This is a genomic window from Streptomyces sp. NPDC043427, from assembly GCF_056436655.1.
In genome coordinates this window covers 152,304-171,792 of sequence record NZ_JBWKCC010000001.1, presented here as the reverse complement: position 1 = coordinate 171,792, position 19,489 = coordinate 152,304, and the positions used below count along the sequence as shown (strand labels likewise).

Below are 19,489 nucleotides of genomic sequence, written 5' to 3'. Positions count from 1 at the left end.
CCACTTGAGACGACGACGGGAGAGCCGATGCGTACGCCGCGCCAGCCGTCCCAGCATTCCGCGAATGGCCAGAACTGGTCGTTCATGGATGCTCGCCCTGCTGCGCAGGGTATGTACGACCCCCGCAACGAGCACGACGCATGCGGCGTCGGCTTCGTCGCCACCCTCACCGGCGAGGCGTCCCACACCCTGGTCGAACAGGCCCTGACGGTCCTGCGCAACCTCGAACACCGCGGTGCCACCGGCTCCGAGCCCGACTCGGGCGACGGCGCCGGCATCCTTTCCCAGGTCCCCGACGCCTTTTTCCGCGAGGTGGCCGGATTCGAGCTGCCCGCGGCCGGTGGTTACGCCGTCGGCATCGCCTTCCTGCCCGAGGACGGGACGGCCGAAGTCGTCTCGCAGATCGAGACGATCGCAGCCGACGAGGGCCTGACCGTCCTCGGCTGGCGCGAGGTCCCCGTCGCCCCCGAGCTGCTCGGCGCCACCGCCCGCTCCACGATGCCCGCCTTCCGCCAGGTCTTCGTGACCGACGGCGCCGCAGTGCCTTCTACGGGTATCGACCTCGACCGCAAGGCCTTCGTGCTGCGCAAGCGCGCCGAGCGCGAGGCCGGCGTCTACTTCCCGTCGCTCTCCGCGCGCACGATCGTGTACAAGGGCATGCTGACCACCGGCCAGCTGGAGCCGTTCTTCCCCGACCTGTCCGACCGCCGCTTCGCGTCGGCCGTCGCCCTGGTCCACTCCCGCTTCTCGACGAACACCTTCCCGAGCTGGCCGCTCGCGCACCCGTACCGCTTCGTCGCGCACAACGGTGAGATCAACACCGTCAAGGGCAACCGCAATTGGATGGTCGCCCGTGAGTCGCAGCTGGTCTCCAACGTCTTCGGATCGGACGAGAAGGCCCTCGAGCGCATCTTCCCGGTGTGTACCCCGGACGCCTCCGACTCGGCGTCCTTCGACGAGGTGCTCGAACTCCTGCACTTGGGCGGCCGTTCACTTCCGCACTCCGTGCTGATGATGATCCCGGAGGCGTGGGAGAACCACGACTCCATGGATCCGGCCCGGCGCGCCTTCTACCAGTTCCACTCCACGATGATGGAGCCCTGGGACGGCCCGGCCTGCGTCACCTTCACCGACGGCACCCAGGTCGGTGCCGTGCTCGACCGCAACGGTCTGCGCCCCGGCCGCTACTGGGTCACCGACGACGGCCTCGTCGTCCTCGGCTCCGAGGTCGGCGTCCTCGACATCGACCCGGCCAAGGTCGTCCGCAAGGGCCGTCTGCAGCCCGGCCGCATGTTCCTCGTCGACACCGCCGAGCACCGCATCATCGAGGACGACGAGATCAAGGCGCAGCTCGCCGCCGAGAAGCCGTACGCCGAGTGGCTGGAGGCCGGCGAGATCGAGCTGGGCGACCTGCCCGAGCGCGAGCACATCGTGCACACCCACGCCTCGGTCACCCGCCGCCAGCAGACCTTCGGCTACACCGAGGAAGAGCTGCGCGTCATCCTCGCGCCGATGGCCAAGGCCGCTGCCGAGCCGATCGGTTCGATGGGCACCGACTCGCCGATCGCCGCGCTGTCCTCGCGCCCGCGGCTGCTGTTCGACTACTTCACCCAGCTGTTCGCGCAGGTCACCAACCCGCCGCTGGACGCGATCCGCGAGGAGCTCGTCACCTCCCTGCGCTCGTCGCTCGGCCCCGAGGGCAACCTGCTGGAGCCCACGGCCGCGTCCTGCCGTTCGGTCACCCTGCCGTTCCCGGTGATCGACAACGACGAGCTGGCCAAGCTCATCCACATCAACGCCGACGGCGACATGCCCGGCTTCAAGGCCGCGACCCTCTCCGGCCTGTACCGGGTGCACGGCGGCGGCGACGCCCTCGCCGCGCGCATCGAGGAGATCTGCGCCGAGGCCGACGCGGCCATCGACAACGGCGCCCGACTGATCGTCCTGTCGGACCGCCACTCCGACGCCGAGCACGCGCCGATCCCGTCGCTGCTGCTCACCGCGGCCGTCCACCACCACCTCATCCGCACCAAGCAGCGCACCCAGGTGGGCATGCTCGTCGAGGCCGGTGACGTCCGCGAGGTCCACCACGTCGCCCTGCTCATCGGCTTCGGCGCCGCGGCCGTCAACCCGTACCTGGCCATGGAGTCCGTCGAGGACCTGGTCCGCGCGGGCACCTTCCTGTCGGACATCGAGGCCGAGAAGGCCATCCGCAACCTGATCTACGCCCTCGGCAAGGGTGTTCTGAAGGTCATGTCCAAGATGGGCATCTCGACCGTCGCCTCCTACCGCGGCGCCCAGGTCTTCGAGGCCGTCGGTCTCGACGAGGCCTTCGTCGAGAAGTACTTCAACGGCACCGCCACCAAGATCGGCGGCGTCGGCATCGACGTCATCGCCAAGGAGGTCGCCGCCCGCCACGCCAAGGCGTACCCGGCCTCCGGCATCGCGCCGGCCCACCGCGCCCTCGACATAGGCGGCGAGTACCAGTGGCGCCGCGAGGGCGAGCCGCACCTGTTCGACCCGGAGACGGTCTTCCGCCTCCAGCACTCCACGCGCACCGGCCGCTACGACGTCTTCAAGAAGTACACCGACCGTGTGAACGAGCAGTCCGAGCGTCTGATGACGCTGCGCGGCCTGTTCGGCTTCAAGAGCGAGGACCGGCAGCCGATCTCCATCGACGAGGTCGAGCCGGTCTCCGAGATCGTCAAGCGCTTCTCCACCGGCGCCATGTCGTACGGCTCCATCTCGAAGGAGGCGCACGAGACCCTCGCCATCGCCATGAACCAGCTGGGCGGCAAGTCCAACACCGGTGAGGGCGGCGAGGACGCGGAGCGCCTGTACGACCCGGTGCGCCGCTCCGCGATCAAGCAGGTCGCCTCCGGCCGCTTCGGCGTGACCTCGGAGTATCTGGTCAACGCGGACGACATCCAGATCAAGATGGCCCAGGGCGCCAAGCCCGGCGAGGGCGGCCAGCTGCCCGGCCACAAGGTCTACCCGTGGGTCGCCAAGACGCGTCACTCCACCCCGGGCGTCGGCCTGATCTCCCCGCCGCCGCACCACGACATCTACTCCATCGAGGACCTGGCCCAGCTGATCCACGACCTGAAGAACGCGAACCCGCAGGCGCGGATTCACGTGAAGCTGGTCTCCGAGGTCGGCGTCGGCACCGTCGCCGCGGGTGTCTCCAAGGCGCACGCGGACGTCGTGCTCATCTCCGGCCACGACGGCGGTACGGGTGCCTCCCCGCTGACCTCGCTGAAGCACGCGGGCGGCCCCTGGGAGCTCGGTCTCGCCGAGACCCAGCAGACGCTGCTGCTCAACGGCCTGCGCGACCGCATCGTCGTGCAGACCGACGGCCAGCTGAAGACCGGTCGTGACGTGATCATCGCCGCGCTGCTCGGCGCCGAGGAGTTCGGTTTCGCGACCGCGCCGCTCGTCGTCTCCGGCTGCGTCATGATGCGCGTCTGCCACCTGGACACCTGCCCGGTCGGCATCGCCACCCAGAACCCGACGCTGCGCGACCGGTTCAACGGCAAGGCCGAGTACGTGGTGAACTTCTTCGAGTTCATCGCCCAGGAGGTCCGCGAGCTCCTCGCCGAGCTCGGCTTCCGCTCCATCGAGGAGGCCGTCGGCCACGCCGAGGTCCTCGACGTCCAGCGCGCCGTCGACCACTGGAAGGCGCAGGGCCTGAACCTGGAGCCGCTGTTCCACGTGCCGGCGCTGCCCGAGGGCGCGGCCCTGCACCAGGTCATCGCCCAGGACCACGGCCTGGAGAAGGCGCTCGACAACGAGCTCATCAAGCTCGCCGCCGACGCCCTCGCCGCCTCCAGCGCCACCGACGCCCAGCCGGTGCGCGCCCAGGTCGCCATCCGCAACATCAACCGCACGGTCGGCACCATGCTCGGCCACGAGGTGACGAAGAAGTTCGGCGGCGCGGGCCTGCCCGACGACACCATCGACATCACCTTCACGGGTTCGGCGGGGCAGTCCTTCGGCGCCTTCCTGCCGCGCGGTGTCACGCTGCGCCTGGAGGGCGACGCCAACGACTACGTCGGCAAGGGCCTCTCCGGCGGCCGTGTGATCGTGCGCCCGGACCGAGGCGCCGACCATCTCGCCGAGTTCTCGACGATCGCGGGCAACACCATCGCGTACGGCGCGACCGGCGGTGAGCTCTTCCTGCGCGGCCGTACGGGCGAGCGGTTCTGCGTCCGCAACTCCGGCGCGACGGTCGTCTCCGAGGGCGTGGGCGACCATGGCTGCGAGTACATGACCGGCGGCCACGCGGTGGTCCTCGGCGAGACGGGGCGCAACTTCGCGGCCGGCATGTCCGGCGGCATCGCGTACGTCATCGACCTCGACCGCGACAACGTCAACGTCGGCAACCTCGACGCGATCGAGGCGCTGGACGACACGGACAAGCAGTGGCTGCACGACGTGGTGCGCCGCCACGCCGAGGAGACCGGCTCGACGGTCGCCGAGAAGCTCGTCGCCGACTGGGACGCGGCCGTGGAACGCTTCAGCAAGATCATCCCCAGCACGTACAAGGCAGTGCTCGCCGCCAAGGACGCCGCCGAGCGAGCCGGTCTCTCCGAGACCGAGATCACCGAGAAGATGATGGAGGCGGCGACCAATGGCTGATCCCAAGGGCTTTCTCAACCACGGCCGCGAGGTCGCCAGGACCCGTCCCGTCGAGGAGCGCGTCAAGGACTGGAACGAGGTCTACGTCCCCGGCTCCCTGCTGCCGATCATCAGCAAGCAGGCCAGCCGGTGCATGGACTGCGGCATCCCGTTCTGCCACAACGGCTGTCCGCTGGGGAACCTGATCCCCGAGTGGAACGACTACGCCTACCGCGAGGACTGGACCGGGGCGTCCGAGCGTCTGCACGCGACGAACAACTTCCCGGAGTTCACGGGCCGTCTGTGCCCCGCTCCGTGCGAGTCGGCGTGTGTGCTCGGCATCAACCAGCCGCCGGTCACCATCAAGAACGTCGAGGTCTCCATCATCGACAAGGCGTGGGACAGCGGTGACGTCAAGCCGCAGGCCCCCGAGCGCCTGTCCGGCAAGACGGTCGCCGTCATCGGCTCGGGCCCGGCGGGCCTGGCCGCCGCCCAGCAGCTGACCCGGGCAGGCCACACGGTCGCCGTCTACGAGCGCGCGGACCGCATCGGAGGCCTCCTGCGCTACGGCATCCCCGAGTTCAAGATGGAGAAGCGGCACATCAACCGCCGTATCGAGCAGATGCGCGCGGAGGGCACCCGCTTCCGCACCGGCATCGAGATCGGCCGCGACCTCAAGGCGACCGACCTGAAGAAGCGGTACGACGCGATCGTCATCGCCGCCGGTGCGACGACCGCCCGTGACCTCCCGGTCCCCGGCCGCGAGCTCAAGGGCATCTACCAGGCGATGGAGTACCTGCCCCTGGCCAACAAGGTGCAGGAGGGCGACTACGTGACGCCCCCCATCTCCGCCGAGGGCAAGCACGTCGTCGTCATCGGCGGTGGCGACACCGGCGCCGACTGCGTGGGCACCGCCCACCGCCAGGGCGCGGCCTCTGTCACGCAGCTGGAGATCATGCCCCGCCCGAACGACGAGCGGCACGTGACCAACCAGCCGTGGCCGACCTTCCCGATGCTGTACAAGGTCACCTCGGCGCACGAGGAGGGCGGCGAGCGGGTCTACTCCGTCTCGACGAGCCACTTCGAGGGCGACGAGGACGGCAACGTGCAGTGGCTGCACCTCAGCGAGGTGGAGTTCATCGACGGCAAGCTGACCCCGAAGCCGGGCACGGAGCGCAAGATCCCCGCCCAGCTGGTCACGCTCGCCATGGGCTTCACCGGCACCGACCGCGAGAACGGCCTGGTCGACCAGTTCGGCCTGGAGCTCGACGAGCGCGGCAACATCGCCCGCGACGCCGACTTCCAGACCAACGTCCCCGGCGTGTACGTCGCCGGTGACGCAGGCCGCGGCCAGTCCCTCATCGTGTGGGCGATCGCGGAGGGCCGCTCGGCCGCCCGCGGCGTCGACCGCTTCCTCACGGGCGCCAGCGACCTGCCGGCGCCGATCCGCCCGACGGACCGCTCGCTGATGGTCTGACGGGTCGTAGGAAGAACCTCACAGACGTCCCGTACAACGGCGTACGGAACACCAGACGGCGCCTGCCCAACAGTCCCCGACCGGACGACTGGGCGGGCGCCGTCGCATGTCCGGCTGTGGGAGGGTGTGCCCCATGGTCGCGATCAGCCTCAGCAAGATCCAGGAGACGGCACCCGCGCTCGTCAACCTCTACAAGACCGCCGGGGTCTCCCTCACCAAGCACGGCCTGGAGGGTCTGCGGGCCGCCGTCTACCTGGTGGTCGACTATTCCGGGTCGATGAAGCCGTACTACAAGGACGGCAGTGTGCAGGCGCTCGCCGACCGGGTGCTCGGGCTGTCCGCGCACCTCGACGACGACGGCAGGGTGCCGGTCGTCTTCTTCTCCACGGATGTCGACGCCGTCGCGGACATCGCCCTCGCCGACCACCAGGGCCGCGTCGAGCGGATCGCGGCGGGCCTGGGCCACATGGGCAAGACCAGCTACCACCTGGCGATGGACGCCGTCATCGACCACTACCTCGACAGCGGCTCCCGCGAGCCCGCCCTCGTCGTCTTCCAGACCGACGGCGGGCCCATCAACAAGCTCGCCGCCGAACGGTACTTGTGCAAGGCAGCGAAGCTGCCGCTGTTCTGGCAGTTCATCGGGTTCGGGGACGCGAAGAGCAAGCAGTTCGACTTCCTGCGCAAGCTCGACGAGCTGGCCGTGCCCGGAAAGCGGGTCGTCGACAACGCCGGTTTCTTCCACGCGGGTTCGGATCCGCGGCAGGTGTCGGACGCCGAGCTGTACGACCGGCTGGTGGGCGAGTTCCCGAAGTGGCTGGTCGCCGCGCGGGCGCAGGGGATCGTGCGGGCCTGACCCTCATGAGCGGCGGGCACGCTCGCTGAGCACCGCGGCCCGGCACTCGTCCGGGGTGCCCCAAGCCGTGCGCAGGGCACGGGCCTTGGTCAGCCAGAGCGACAGGTCGTACTCGGCCGTGTACCCGATCGCGCCGTGCAGTTGGAGCGCGGTACGGGCCGTGGTGTACGCGGCCTCGCAGGCGCTGACCTTGGCTGCGGCGACATCGGCCGGGGTCATCGTCGTCGCGGCGCCGAACACCAGCGGGCGGGCGAACTCCAACGCGATCCTGGCGTCGGCCAGCCGGTGTTTGACCGCCTGGAACGAGCCGACGGGGACGCCGAACTGCACGCGCCGCTTCACTTGGGCCACGGTCCGGTCCAGGAGCGCGAGACCGACACCGAGGGCCTGGGCGGCGGTGGCGAGGCGGGCCCAGGCGAGGGCGTGGTCGAGCGGCGGGGCGGGGGTGAGGAGTTCACCGCCGGGTCTCAGTGGGGTGAGACGGCGGGCGGCGTCGAGGGAGTGGCGGACCGGGCCGTGACCGGGGGCGAGGCGCAGGCCGTCGGAGTCCAGGGCGAGCAGGAGTGTCGCGGCGTCGCCGTCCAGCGCGTAGGAGTCGTCGTGGGCGTGCGGGCTGTCGTCGGCGGGCCGGTGGTCGAGGGTGTACGAGCTGGTGCGGGCGATCGTCACCATCGTCGTGCCCGATGCCAGTGCCCCGAGGAAGCGTTTGGCGAGGGCCGGTTCGGTCAGCAGCGCGGCTGCCGTGACCGTCTCCACCAGGGGGCCCGGCACCGCATGGCGGCCCAGCTCGACGAAGGAGACCGCGAGGTCGACGGGCCGGGAGCCCAGCCCCTCGTACGCCTCCGGCACCGCTAGCGCGAACACGCCCGCGTCCGCGATACGGGACCACAGCGCGCGCCCGCTCGCATGCTCGCCACGGCTCCACCGCCGTACCACCGCGGGTGTGTCGGCGGCCGTGAGCATCGCGTCCAGCGAGGCGGCGAAGGCCCGTTGCTCGGCGTCGAGGAGGAAACGCATCAGCGGCGTCCCTTCGGCAGGCCGAGCAGGCGCTCGGCGACAAGGTCGCGCTGGATCTCGTTGGTGCCCGCGTAGATGGGCCCCGCGAGGGAGAAGACGTACCCCTCGGACCACTCGGTGTCCGCCACCTCTCCTTCCTCCCCCAGCAGGTCGAGGGCGGTCTCGTGCAGCGCGATGTCGTACTCCGACCAGAAGACCTTGTTCAGGCTGGACTCCGGGCCGAGTGGCGCGCCCTCCAGGAAGCGGGACGCGGCCGCGTAGGTGAACAACTGGTACGCGCGGGCGCCGATCAGCGCGTCGGCCACGCGGCTGCGCATGGCGTCCGGAGCACCCCGCTCCAGCCACAGCTCCCGCAGTCTGTCCGCCGAGGCGAGGAAGCGGCCGGGGGAGCGCAGGGTGAGCCCGCGCTCGTTGGCGGCGGTCGACATCGCGATCCGCCAGCCCTGACCGGGCTCGCCGATCACGTCCTCGTCCGGCACGAACACCTCGTCCAGGAACAGCTCCGCGAACGCCGGCTTGCCGTCGAGGCGGCCGATGGGGCGGACGGTGACGCCGGCGGCGCGCAGGTCGAACATCAGGTACGTCAGGCCCTGGTGGGGTCTCGTCAGGCCCGGTTCGCTGCGGAACAGGCCGAAGGCGCGGTCGGCGAAGGCCGCCCGTGACGACCAGGTCTTCTGGCCGCTGAGCAGCCAGCCGCCGTCCGTGCGGACGGCCCGGGAGGTGAGGGAGGCCAGGTCGGACCCGGCCTCCGGCTCCGACCACGCCTGCGCCCAGACCGCCTCGCCGCACGCCATGGGCGGCAGGACGCGGGCACGCTGCTCCTCCGTGCCGTGGTCGAGGAGGGTGGGGGCGAGCAGGCTGATCCCGTTCTGGTTGACGCGTCCGGGGGCGCCCGCCGCGTAGTACTCCTCCTCGAAGAGCAGCCATCGGAGCAGCCCGCAGTCCCGCCCGCCGTACGCCGTCGGCCAGTTCACCACCGACCAGCGGCCCGCGGCCAGTTCGGCCTCCCACGCGCGGTGCGCGGCGAAGCCCTCCTCCGTCTCCAGGGAGGGCAGCGCGACGGCGGGCACATGCGCCTCGAGCCAGGCGCGGGCCTCGGCGCGGAACGCCTCGTCGGCGGGGGAATGCGTGAGGTCCACGGTCACCCTCCTTCCCTAACAAGTGTTTGGTAGGTTAGCGTGCTGTCATGACGAACGTCGAGGGTCCGCCGTACGTTCCCGGGCATGCGCTGCTCGTCGGCCGCAGCGCCGTCGTCACCGCGGCGGCCGGTGCGGGCATCGGCGGGGCGACCGCGCGCCGCTTCCTGGAGGAGGGCGCGCGCGTGCTGATCAGCGACGCGCATGTGCGGCGGCTCAAGGCGTACGAGGCCGAGCTGGCCGAGGAATTCGGTGAGGCGTCGGTGGTCGCGCTGCCGTGCGACGTCACCGACGAGACCCAGGTGCGTGCACTGTTCGACAGAGCCGTACGGGAGCACGGGCGGCTGGACGTCGTCGTCAACAACGCCGGGCTCGGGGGCACCGCGGACCTCGTGGACATGACCGACGAACAGTGGGCCGGCGTGCTCGACGTGACGCTGAACGGTACCTTCCGCTGCACCCGGGCGGCGCTGCGGCTGATGCGGGAGGCCGGCGCCGGGGTCATCGTCAACAACGCCTCCGTCGTCGGCTGGCGGGCCCAGGCCGGACAGGCGCACTACGCCGCCGCGAAGGCGGGAGTGATGGCGCTGACCCGGTGTGCGGCCATGGAGGCGGCCGCGTACGGGGTGCGGGTCAACGCCGTCTCGCCGAGCCTCGCCATGCATCCGCACCTGGCGAAGGTGACGACCCCCGAGCTGCTGGAGGAGCTGACCGCACGCGAGGCCTTCGGGCGGTACGCGCAGCCCTGGGAGGTGGCCAACGTGATCGTGTTCCTGGCGTCGGGCTACTCCTCCTACCTGACGGGAGAGGTCGTCTCTGTCAGCAGCCAGCATGCGTAGGACGACAATGAACGTGTGCCGACCAAGAAGAAGCCCCAGGTGACCGCCGCGCCGGCCCGCCGCCGCGAACTCCTCGACACCGCCGCCGAGGTCTTCGCCGAACAGGGCTACAACGCCACCACCGTACGCAAGATCGCCGATCACGCGGGCATGCTCGCGGGCAGCCTCTACTACCACTTCGACTCCAAGGAGTCGATGCTCGAGGAGATCCTGCGCACCTTCCTCGACGAGCTGTGGGACGGGTACGACACCGTCCTGGCCGCCGGCGAGGGCCCCCGCGAGACCCTCGAAGCCCTTGTCACCGAGTCGTTCCGGGAGATCGACCGGCACCGCGCCGCCGTCGCGATCTACCAGAAAGAGAGCAAGCAGCTCGTCGCGCAGGACCGGTTCACGTTCCTCGCCGACTCGCAGCGCAGGTTCGAGAAGGCGTGGCTGTCCACGCTGGAACGCGGGGTCGCGGACCGCGTCTTCCGCGCCGACCTCGACGTCCGCCTCACCTACCGCTTCGTCCGCGACACCGTCTGGGTCGCCGCGTCCTGGTACCGGCCCGGCGGACAGCACAGCCCGGAGGAGATCGCCCGGCAGTACCTGTCGATGGTGCTGGACGGGATCGCCGTACGTACCTAGCCGATCCACGCAGGGGAGTCGCCATGGCCGAGGCCTACATCGTCGAAGCGGTCCGTACGCCCGTGGGGAGGCGCGGCGGAGGGCTCTGCGGGATCCATCCGGCGGATCTCGGGGCGCATGTCCTCAAGCAGCTGGTCTCGCGCTCGGGCGTCGACCCCGCCGCCGTCGAGGACGTCGTCTTCGGCTGCCTGGACACCGTGGGGCCGCAGGCCGGGGACATCGCACGGACCTGCTGGCTCGCGGCCGGACTGCCGGAGGAGGTGCCGGGCGTCACCGTGGACCGGCAGTGCGGATCCTCGCAGCAGGCCGTGCACTTCGCCGCGCAGGGGGTACTGTCCGGGACCCAGGACCTGGTGGTCGCCGGTGGGGTGCAGAACATGTCGCAGATACCGATCGCCTTCGCCACCCGGCAGGCGGCCGAACCCCTGGGCTTCACGGAGGGCCCCTTCGCGGGCAGCGAGGGCTGGCGGGCCCGGTACGGGAAGCGGCCCGTCAACCAGTTCGCCGGAGCCGAGATGATCGCCGCGAAGTGGGGGATCAGCCGCCGCGACCAGGAGGAGTTCGCGCTGCGGTCCCACCAGCGGGCGGTGCGAGCCGTCGACGAGGGTCGCTTCGCGCGCGAGACCGTCCCGTACGGCGACGTGACCGTCGACGAGGGGCCCCGGCGGGACACCTCCCTGGAGAAGATGGCCGCACTGAAGCCCGTCATCGACGGCGGCACCGTCACTGCCGCCTGCTCCTCCCAGGTCTCCGACGGCGCGGCGGCGATGCTGCTGGCCTCGGAGCGGGCGGTGCGCGAGCACGGCCTCACGCCCCGGGCACGCGTCCATCACCTCTCGGTGCGTGGCGAGGATCCCATCCGCATGCTGACCGCGCCGATCCCGGCCACCGCCCACGCCCTGAAGAAGACCGGCCTGTCGATCGACGACATCGACCTCGTCGAGATCAACGAGGCCTTCGCCCCGGTGGTCCTGGCCTGGCTGAAGGAGACCGGCGCGGATCCCGAGAAAGTCAACGTCAACGGGGGCGCCATCGCCCTCGGCCACCCGCTCGGCGCGACCGGCGTCAAGCTCATGACGACCCTGCTGCACGAACTGGAGCGCACCGGCGGCCGGTTCGGCCTCCAAACCATGTGCGAGGGCGGCGGCCAGGCCAATGTGACGATCATCGAGAGGCTGTGAGCCGCATCCGAGTCTCGTCCGCCTCCTTCATGATCCGCTCCACCAGCTCCGCGCACGACGGCAGGTCGTCGATCACCCCGGCGACCTGCCCGGAGGCCATGACCCCGAGATCCGTACGGCCGTCCACCATCGACGCCTTGAGCAGCATCGGGGTGTTCGCGGCGAGCAGGACCTGACTCCAGGACAGGTCCTTGCCGTGCCGCAGGGCGAGCCCGTCCCGGACCATCTGCCGCCAGGTCAGCCCGGACAGCTTCCGGAAGCCGACCGCCCTGCGCACGGCCTGGAGCAGCGCCCTCGCCCGCCCGGAGTCCTCCAGGGCGGCCACCAGCTCCGTCCGGAGCATGCGGTGCGGGAGACCGTCGACCGCCCGCGTCACCGTCACGTCCCTGACCGTCGCCGCCAGATACCTCGCCTTCACCTCGTCCGGCACCGTCGAGTCCGCCGTCAACAGGAACCGCGTGCCCATCGCGACGCCCGCCGCGCCGTACGCCAGGGCGGCCACCAGACCCCGCCCGTCGAAGAAGCCGCCCGCCGCCACAACCGGGATGTCCACGGCGTCCACCACCTGCGGCAGCAGCACCGACGTCGCCACCTCGCCGGTGTGCCCGCCGCCCTCGCCGCCCTGCACGATCACCGCGTCCGCGCCCCACGCGGCGACCTTCTCCGCGTGCCGCCGGGCCCCTATGGAGGGGATGACGACGACACCCGCCTCCTTCAGCGCGTCGATCAGCTCCCGGGACGGAGCGAGGGCGAAGGACGCGACCCGCACGCCCTCGTCGAGCATGATCCGCACCCGGTCGCCGGCGTCTGTCGCGTCGGCCCGCAGATTCACCCCGAAGGGCGCGGACGTGCGGGACTTGACCTCGCGTATCGCCTCCCGCAGCTGGTCGAGGGACATGGTCGCCGAGGCCAGGACACCCAGCGCACCCGCGTTGGCCGCCGCGGAGACCAGACGCGGACCGGCGACCCACCCCATTCCGGTCTGCACGATCGGGTGACGGACACCGACGAGCCGGGTGAGTGCCGTTTCCATCAGGGCTTCACCCCCTCGCGGACCTCACGGGCACGGGTGTTCTCCGGGTCGATCACCTCGCGGATCAGGCGCAGTTCACCCGCGGTCGGTTCACGTGTGTACGGCACCTTGTCCGGGACCACGAGAGCGAAGCCCGTCGCCTCCTGGACCTGCTCGACACTCACCCCGGGATGCAGCGAGGCCAGCCGCATCGAGCGGTCGGGGGTGGCGAAGTCGAAGACACCGAGGTCGGAGACCACACGCGGGATGCGGTGGTGGCGCGCGCCGGCCGCGCGGTCGTACCCGACCCCGCACACCATGTCGACCTTCTCGACGAAGACCCGCCGGGAGTGCCTCGGTATCCAGTAACTCGTCGGGTTGTTGAGGGTGTTGACCGGCGCGCCACGCACCCCGAGCAGCTGCCGTGCCGGCTTGGCCCAGTCGCCGATGCACGAGATGTTCTGGTTGCCGTACCGGTCGATCTGGCTCGCGCCCATCATCACGTGCCGTCGCCCGCCGGTGACCAGCGCCAGGTGCTGCCGGTAGGGCAGCCAGCCCTCGACCGTGCCGTCCAGGCCGACGAGCAGTGCCTCGCCGTCGGTCAGCAGCAGGTCCGGCGCGAAGGTGTGCCGGGCCAGACGGGCACCGACGGAGGGGACCAGACCCATGGGGCTCGCCAGGATCTCGCCCGCGCCACGCCAGGCCTCGGCACAGGCGACCACGCAGTACTCGGCGCGGGTGACCCCGTTCACCGTTCCTCCCTGACCGCCGACTGGTACGCCGGTTCGTCCCCGGTGAGGAAGCGTGCCGCGAACTCCGGCCAGGGCGTGGTCGCGTACCGCTTCTGAAACGCCTCGTCCCGGCCGTAGTCGGGTGCGCAGGACGTGAAGTGCGCTCCGTTCGGCGCCTCGACGACACCCGTCACCGTATGCCGCTTGATGAGCAGCGACTGCGGTGCCGCCTCCTTCGTCAGCTCGGCCGTGTCCACGATCCGCTCGCACGAGACGTACGCCGTGTCCGCCGCCTCGCAGAACAGGTCGTCGAAGTACGGGTCCGGGCCGAGATACTGGCCGTTGCCCTGTCGGTCCGCGCGGTTGACGTGCACCAGCGCCGCGTCCAGCCGCAGGGCGGGCATGGCCACGAACGTCTCCCCGTCCTCGTAGGGGGAAGTGACCGTCCGCAACCCGGGGTTGACCCGCATCACGTCCGACCCGATTCCGGCCCGCACCGGCAGGAACGGCAGCCGGTTCGCCGCCGCGCGCAGCCCCCACATGAACATCGCCTCGTCGATCTCCATCAGTTCGAAGGCGCCACGCTCGCGGGCCGCGCGGTAGTGCGGTTCGAGGGGGATCGAATCGAGGGTGGCGAAGGCGGCGACCAGCTTGCGGATCCGTCCGGCGGCGGCCAGCATGCCGACGTCCGGTCCGCCGTACGAGACGACGGTCAGCTCGGTGATCTCCGACCGCAGCAGCGCCCTGACCAGTGCCATCGGTTTGCGGCGCGAGCCCCAGCCGCCGATGCCGAGCGTCATGCCGCTCTCCAGACGGGAGACGACCTCGTCGGCGGTCATCGTCTTGTCACTCACCTACGCACCCTCCTTCCCGAACGTGTCCCGGACCCGGTCGGCCACACCGCTGAGGTTGGCCTCGAAGGTGAAGCCCTGTTCGAAGCGGTAGCTGCGGCGGACGTCCACCGGGTCGATGCCGTTGATGGCGGCCTTGGCGAGCCGCAGCAGGCGCCCGTCCTTCGCGGCGATCTCGCGGGCCAGCTCCAGCGCTGCGGCCCGCAGCAGGTCGCCGGGCACCACCCGCCACACCGAGCCGTGGGCGTGCAGCTCCGCCGCGGTCGCCGTGCGCGAGGTGTAGTACAGGGCACGCATCAGGTGCTGCGGGACGAGCCGGGCCAGATGGGTCGCCGCGCCCAGCGCCCCCCGGTCCAGCTCGGGCAGTCCGAACGTGGCGTCCTCGCTCGCCACGATCGCGTCCGCGTTCCCCACGAGCCCGATGCCGCCGCCCAGGCAGAAGCCCCGCACCGCCGCCACGACGGGGACCTCGCACTCGTACACCGCCGCGAAGGCCTCCGCGCAGCCCGCGTTCGCTCCGAGCAGGGCGCTCTGTCCCCGGGCCTGTATCTCCTTGATGTCCACGCCCGCGTTGAACCCCCGCCCCTCGGCGGCCAGCAGCACGCACCTGACCTCCGGGTCCAGGCCGGCCGCGCGCACGGCGTCGGCCAGGGCGAACCAGCCGTCCACCGGCAGGGCGTTCACCGGTGGGAAGTCGACGGTGACGACGGAAATCCCCTTTTCCGGGGACGAGGTGGAGACACCCATGGACGCATCAGCTACCTTCGCACTCAGCAACCTTTCCACCAAACATTTGTTAGGTGTGCGACTTCGAAGCTAGCAGTCGGCACCGACATGCGGGAGGGCCTGTGGAAAACCCGGAACGCCGCGAAACCCCGCGAGATTCGTCGTTGACCGGCAGGACCGTCGTCGTCACCGGTGGCACCCGCGGCGTCGGCGCCGGCATCGCCAGGGCCTTCGCTCAGGCGGGAGCCGACGTCGTGACGTGTGCGCGCCGACCCCCCGAAACCCCCCTCAAGGGCGCCGAGTTCATGCCCCTCGACCTGCGTGACCGCGACGCCGTGAGCGCCTTCTTCGCCGCGCTGCCCCGCCTCGACGTCCTCGTGAACAACGCGGGCGGCACCCCCCACCGACCGCTCACCGACGCGGACGCCGAGCGGCACGCGCGCGTGGTGGAGCTGAACCTGATCGCCCCTCTCACCGCCTCCCTCGCCGCCCACGCGCACCTCCGACGGGCCAAAGGCTCCATCGTGATGATCGGCAGCGTCAGCGGCGGCCGCCCCTCGCCCGGCTCCGCGGCCTACGGAGCGGCCAAGGCCGGCCTCGACAGCCTCGCCCGCTCCATGGCCGTCGAGTGGGCGCCGGACATCCGCGTCAACACCCTGGTCGTCGGCATGGTCCGCACCGAACTGTCCCACCTCCACTACGGCGGTGAGGACGCCCTCGCCGCCGTCTCCCGCACCGTGCCGCTCGGACGACTCGCCGACCCGGCCGACATCGGCGCCGCCGCCGTCTTCCTCGCCTCCGACGCGGCCGCCTACATCAGCGGAGCGAGCCTCCTCGTCCACGGCGGCGGGGAACGGCCGGCCTTCCTGGACGCCGCGACCGCCGACAAGGAGAAGTGAGATGGGCGGAATCTGCGAAGGCCGGGTCGTCGTCATCACCGGCGCCGGCCGCGGCCTCGGCCGCGCCCACGCCCTCGCCTTCGCCGCCGAGGGCGCCCGCGTCGTCGTCAACGACTTGGACGTGAGCCTCGACGGCACGCCTGGGCGCGGTGGCGGGCCCGGCCTCGACGGCACGCCTGGGCCTGGCGGCGCGTCTGGGCCTGGTGGCACCCGCGGTGCCCATGGAGCATCCGGGCCTGGTGGCATCCGCGGTGCCGATGGAGCCTCTGGGCCTGGCGGCGCGGCCGGTGCCGATGGCACGCCTGCGCCTGGCGGCACGTCCGGCCTCGACGGCACGCCTGCGCCTGGCGGCGCGCTAGCCCTCGACGGCGCGTCTGGGCCCGGCGGCACGCATGGCCCCGTCGCCGCGCCCGGTGCCGGCGGAACGGCTGGGCCCGGTCGCGCGCCTGGCCTCGACGGCAGGCCTACGCCCCATGGCACGCCCGCCCGGTACGGCTCACCTGCGCCTGGCCACGCGCCCGCCCCCCTCAGCCCCGCCGCAGCCGTCGTCGACGAGATCCGCGCGGCGGGCGGTGAAGCCGTCGCCCACGGTGCCGACATCGCCACGACCGACGGTGCCGCGTCCCTCGTACGCGTCGCGCTGGAGACGTACGGACGGCTCGACACCCTCGTCAACAACGCGGGCTTCCTGCGCGACCGCATGCTGATCAACCTCGACGAGGACGACTGGGACGCCGTACTGCGCGTCCACCTCAAGGGCCACTTCCTGCCGCTGAAGCACGCCGCCGCGCACTGGCGAGCCGAGGCCAAGGCGGGACGTATGCCCGAGGCACGGATCGTCAACACCAGCAGCGGAGCGGGCCTGCTGGGGTCTGTCGGACAGGGCAACTACAGCGCGGCGAAGGCTGGTGTCGTCGGACTGACCCTGGTCGCCGCGGTGGAACTCGGCCGGTACGGCGTCCAGGTCAACGCGATCGCGCCCGCCGCACGCACCCGGATGACGGAGCGCGCCTTCGCCGACACGATGGCCGCGCCGGACTCCGGCTTCGACGCGATGGCCCCCGAGAACGTCTCCCCCCTGGTCGTCTGGCTCGGCTCCGCCGCGAGTGCGGGCGTCACTGGGCGCGTCTTCGAGACGGAAGGGGGCCGGGTGACCGTGATGGAGGGCTGGCGACCGGGCCCGAGCGTCGACAAGGGAGGTCGGTGGAGCCCCGCGGATGTGGGGGAGCAGGTGCGGACATTGCTGGCGCGCTCGGAGGCGCCAGGGGCGGTGTACGGAGCGTAGGCCGGATCCTGACGGGCCGCCCCGCCCGTCCCAGCCCATCCGCCCCTCCCTCGGCCTATCCGCCCCGCGCAGTCCGTCCGTGCCTCCTTGAGCCCGTCTGCCCCTCCCTCAACCCGTCCGTCCCTCTCTGAGCCCGTCCGCCCCTCCCTCAACCCGTCCGTTCCTCCCTGAGCCCGTCCGTCCGTCACTCAGTCCGTCCGCCCCTCCGTGAGGCGCGCCGTCGCCTTGCGTTGCTGCTCGGTCATCACGGCGAGGAAACGGTTCACGGTCTCCAGCTCGTCCGTCGTGAACTCCTCGCAGGCCGTGACGATGTCGCGGGCCCAGTCCTCGAAGAACCCGGCGAGTTCGGCGATCTGTGCCTCGTTCAGTTCGACGAGCACGCGGCGCTTGTCCGTGGGGTGCTTGACCCTGCGTACGAAGCCCTTGGCCGCCAGCCGGTCCACCAGGCCGGTGACGGAGGCCGGCGCCAGACCGGTGCGTTCCGCCAGGTCCTTCGCGGTGAGCGGCCCCTGCCTCTGGAGGAAGTCGAGGGTCTTCTCCTCCGTGGCGTTCAGGCCCTGCTTGGCGGCGATCGCCGAATGAAACATCACCGTGGCGGCACTGTGCTGCCGGCCCACGGTCATGAGGCGGTCCAGGGCGGCGGCTCGCCGCTCGTCGTCCGCTGTCGTCTCCATGCCGCTCATGGCGATCAGCCTAGCAAATATTTCGTTCGGTCAAACGAAACACTTGCGCCGCATGTTCCGCCGATGCAAGTATTTCGTTAGGTCGAACGAAATAAATCGGGACGACAGGAGAGACCCATGCCCACCCCCCTCACCGCACCCCCGCCCCCCACCACCCAAGAGCCCCACCCGCACCGCTGGATCGCCGCCGCCGTGATGATGGTCGCGGCCCTGATGGACCTCGTGGACACGACCATCGTGAACGTCGCGATCCCCTCCATCGGCCGCGACCTGAACGCCTCCACCGGCGACCTCCAGTGGACGGTCTCCGCCTATCTGCTGGCCTTCGCCGCCTTCCTGATCGTCTCCGGACACCTCGGCGACCGCTACGGCCGCCGCACCCTCTTCCTCGTCGGCACCGCCGGGTTCGGGCTGGCGAGCCTGGCGTGCGGGATCGCGCAGTCCCCGGGGCAGCTGATCGCAGCGCGGGCCGTGCAGGGCGTACTGGCCGCGGTGCTGGTGCCGCAGGTGATCGGCTCCTTCCGCACCCTGTTCCAGGGCAAGGAGCGCGGAGCGGCCTTCGGGATGTACGGGGCCGTCGCCGGCTTCGCCTCGGCGATCGGCCTGCTGCTGGGCGGCGTACTCACCGACGCCGACCTGTTCGGGTGGGGGTGGCGGGCGGTGTTCCTGGTGAACGTGCCCGTCGCGCTGGTGACGTTCGTGGCCGGGACGATCCTGGTGCCGGCCACCAGGGAGAGGTCGGCGGGCCGGCCGGACGCGCTCGGCAGCCTGGTGCTGGCGGGCGGGCTGGTGGCGATCGTGCTGCCGCTGGTACAGGGGCGGGAGTACGGCTGGCCGCTGTGGGGCTGGGTCTGCCTCGCCGCCGGGGTGCTCGCGATCGCCGGGCTCGTGGTCGTCGAGACGCGGCGCCGGGCCGACGGGACGCTGCCGCTGCTGCCGGGGCGCGCCTTCCGGTTGCCCGCCTTCTCCGTCGGTGTCCTGGTCCAGCTGCTGTTCTCAGTCGGCATGCAGGGCTTCTTCCTCGTCTTCGCCATCTGGCTGCAGGGCGGCGAGGGATACACACCGACGCAGGCCGGTGTGCTGACCGTGGCCTTCTCGGTCGGCGGCTTCCTGACCGCGCCGGCCGCCGACGGGCTCGCCGTACGCTTCGGGCGGCTCGTCCTCGCGGCCGGGGCGCTGCTGATGGCGGGCGGGTTCGCCTGGGTGTGGGCCGCCGCCCACGACACCGCCGACGCACACACCGGCGCGTGGCCGCTCGTACCCGGCCTGGTGATCGCCGGCGCGGGGCTCGGGTTCCTGGTGGTGCCGCTGGTCAACGTCGTCCTGTCCGCCGTGCCGGACGACCTCGCGGGCGGCGCGTCCGGGATCTTCTCCACGGCGCAGCAGTTCGGCGGCGCGCTCGGGGCGGCGGTGATCGGCACGGTGTTCTTCGCCCACACGAACGAGGGCCCCACCGGCGCACTGAACGCCGCGATGCCCTGGGTGACAGCCGGCTTCATCCTCTGCGCGGCCCTGTGCACGACGCTGCCTCGGCGGACGACCCCGTAGGCAC

The 19,489-nt window shown here is 71.3% G+C and carries 15 protein-coding genes and 1 pseudogene; 9 read left to right on the top strand and 7 right to left on the bottom strand.

Annotation, left to right across the window (positions count from 1 at the left end):
• Positions 1-27 precede the first annotated feature (27 nt).
• From gltB to AC067M_RS00775, 3 genes are all read left to right on the top strand, one after another.
• Positions 28-4,638 carry a glutamate synthase large subunit gene (gene gltB / locus AC067M_RS00785; RefSeq protein ID WP_478694795.1) on the top strand — a complete coding sequence of 1,537 codons (4,611 nt, stop codon included), beginning with the start codon at positions 28-30 and terminating at the stop codon, positions 4,636-4,638.
• A complete protein-coding gene (locus tag AC067M_RS00780; protein ID WP_478694794.1) occupies positions 4,631-6,094 on the top strand; it encodes a glutamate synthase subunit beta in 1,464 nt (487 codons plus the stop codon). Before gltB ends, AC067M_RS00780 begins: the two co-directional genes overlap by 8 nt.
• Positions 6,095-6,227: 133 nt before the next feature.
• Positions 6,228-6,950 (top strand): vWA domain-containing protein, encoded by a 723-nt coding sequence (locus AC067M_RS00775; protein ID WP_478694793.1) that lies wholly within the window; start codon positions 6,228-6,230, stop codon positions 6,948-6,950.
• A 3-nt stretch (positions 6,951-6,953) separates the two neighbouring features.
• Here the strand turns inward: AC067M_RS00775 and AC067M_RS00770 are convergent, their stop codons facing one another.
• Positions 6,954-7,967 carry an acyl-CoA dehydrogenase family protein gene (locus tag AC067M_RS00770; RefSeq protein WP_478694792.1) on the bottom strand — a complete coding sequence of 338 codons (1,014 nt, stop codon included), beginning with the start codon at positions 7,965-7,967 and terminating at the stop codon, positions 6,954-6,956.
• Entirely contained in the window at positions 7,967-9,106 is a 1,140-nt protein-coding gene (locus AC067M_RS00765) for an acyl-CoA dehydrogenase family protein (RefSeq protein ID WP_478694791.1), read from the bottom strand. The genes AC067M_RS00770 and AC067M_RS00765 overlap by 1 nt, the downstream gene beginning before the upstream one ends.
• Before the next feature lie 47 nt (positions 9,107-9,153).
• Between AC067M_RS00765 and AC067M_RS00760 the strand changes: the two genes are divergently transcribed.
• Genes AC067M_RS00760 through AC067M_RS00750 form a run of 3 tightly spaced genes read left to right on the top strand, consistent with a single transcriptional unit; the run spans position 9,154 to position 11,750 of the window.
• Positions 9,154-9,942 (top strand): SDR family oxidoreductase, encoded by a 789-nt coding sequence (locus AC067M_RS00760; protein WP_478694790.1) that lies wholly within the window; start codon positions 9,154-9,156, stop codon positions 9,940-9,942.
• 15 nt (positions 9,943-9,957) lie between these two features.
• Positions 9,958-10,569 carry a TetR-type transcription factor C-terminal domain-containing protein gene (locus AC067M_RS00755; RefSeq protein ID WP_133930646.1) on the top strand — a complete coding sequence of 204 codons (612 nt, stop codon included), beginning with the start codon at positions 9,958-9,960 and terminating at the stop codon, positions 10,567-10,569.
• Positions 10,570-10,592: 23 nt separating this feature from the next.
• Positions 10,593-11,750: an acetyl-CoA C-acetyltransferase gene (locus tag AC067M_RS00750; protein WP_478694789.1), complete on the top strand. Its 1,158-nt coding sequence runs from the start codon at positions 10,593-10,595 to the stop codon at positions 11,748-11,750.
• On the opposite strand, the gene AC067M_RS00745 is transcribed toward AC067M_RS00750, so the two are convergent.
• From AC067M_RS00745 to AC067M_RS00730, 4 genes are read right to left on the bottom strand one after another with little or no spacing between them, the layout of a single operon-like run.
• Complete coding sequence (locus AC067M_RS00745; protein ID WP_478694788.1) at positions 11,734-12,783, bottom strand: NAD(P)H-dependent flavin oxidoreductase; 1,050 nt, start codon at positions 12,781-12,783, stop codon at positions 11,734-11,736. The two genes, AC067M_RS00750 and AC067M_RS00745, sit on opposite strands and share 17 nt — an antisense overlap.
• Positions 12,783-13,514 (bottom strand): CoA-transferase subunit beta, encoded by a 732-nt coding sequence (locus AC067M_RS00740; protein ID WP_478694787.1) that lies wholly within the window; start codon positions 13,512-13,514, stop codon positions 12,783-12,785. Before AC067M_RS00740 ends, AC067M_RS00745 begins: the two co-directional genes overlap by 1 nt.
• Positions 13,511-14,347, bottom strand: coding sequence for a CoA transferase subunit A (locus AC067M_RS00735; protein ID WP_478694786.1), 837 nt, complete (start codon positions 14,345-14,347; stop codon positions 13,511-13,513). Before AC067M_RS00735 ends, AC067M_RS00740 begins: the two co-directional genes overlap by 4 nt.
• Positions 14,348-15,091, bottom strand: coding sequence for an enoyl-CoA hydratase family protein (locus AC067M_RS00730; protein ID WP_478694785.1), 744 nt, complete (start codon positions 15,089-15,091; stop codon positions 14,348-14,350). It lies immediately after the preceding gene.
• Positions 15,092-15,234: 143 nt separating this feature from the next.
• On the opposite strand from AC067M_RS00730, the gene AC067M_RS00725 reads away from it, so the two are divergent.
• Positions 15,235-15,969, top strand: a complete 735-nt coding sequence (locus AC067M_RS00725; protein WP_478694784.1) for an SDR family oxidoreductase — start codon at positions 15,235-15,237, stop codon at positions 15,967-15,969.
• Between the two features lie 529 nt (positions 15,970-16,498).
• Positions 16,499-17,254 (top strand): annotated as a pseudogene (locus AC067M_RS00720) (SDR family oxidoreductase); the annotation flags it as partial.
• A gap of 188 nt (positions 17,255-17,442) precedes the next feature.
• On the opposite strand, the gene AC067M_RS00715 reads toward AC067M_RS00720, so the two are convergent.
• Positions 17,443-17,937: a MarR family winged helix-turn-helix transcriptional regulator gene (locus tag AC067M_RS00715; protein ID WP_478694783.1), complete on the bottom strand. Its 495-nt coding sequence runs from the start codon at positions 17,935-17,937 to the stop codon at positions 17,443-17,445.
• Positions 17,938-18,054: 117 nt separating this feature from the next.
• On the opposite strand from AC067M_RS00715, the gene AC067M_RS00710 reads away from it, so the two are divergent.
• On the top strand, positions 18,055-19,485 hold the full coding sequence (locus tag AC067M_RS00710; RefSeq protein ID WP_478694782.1) for an MFS transporter: 1,431 nt from the start codon (positions 18,055-18,057) through the stop codon (positions 19,483-19,485).
• Positions 19,486-19,489 lie beyond the last annotated feature (4 nt).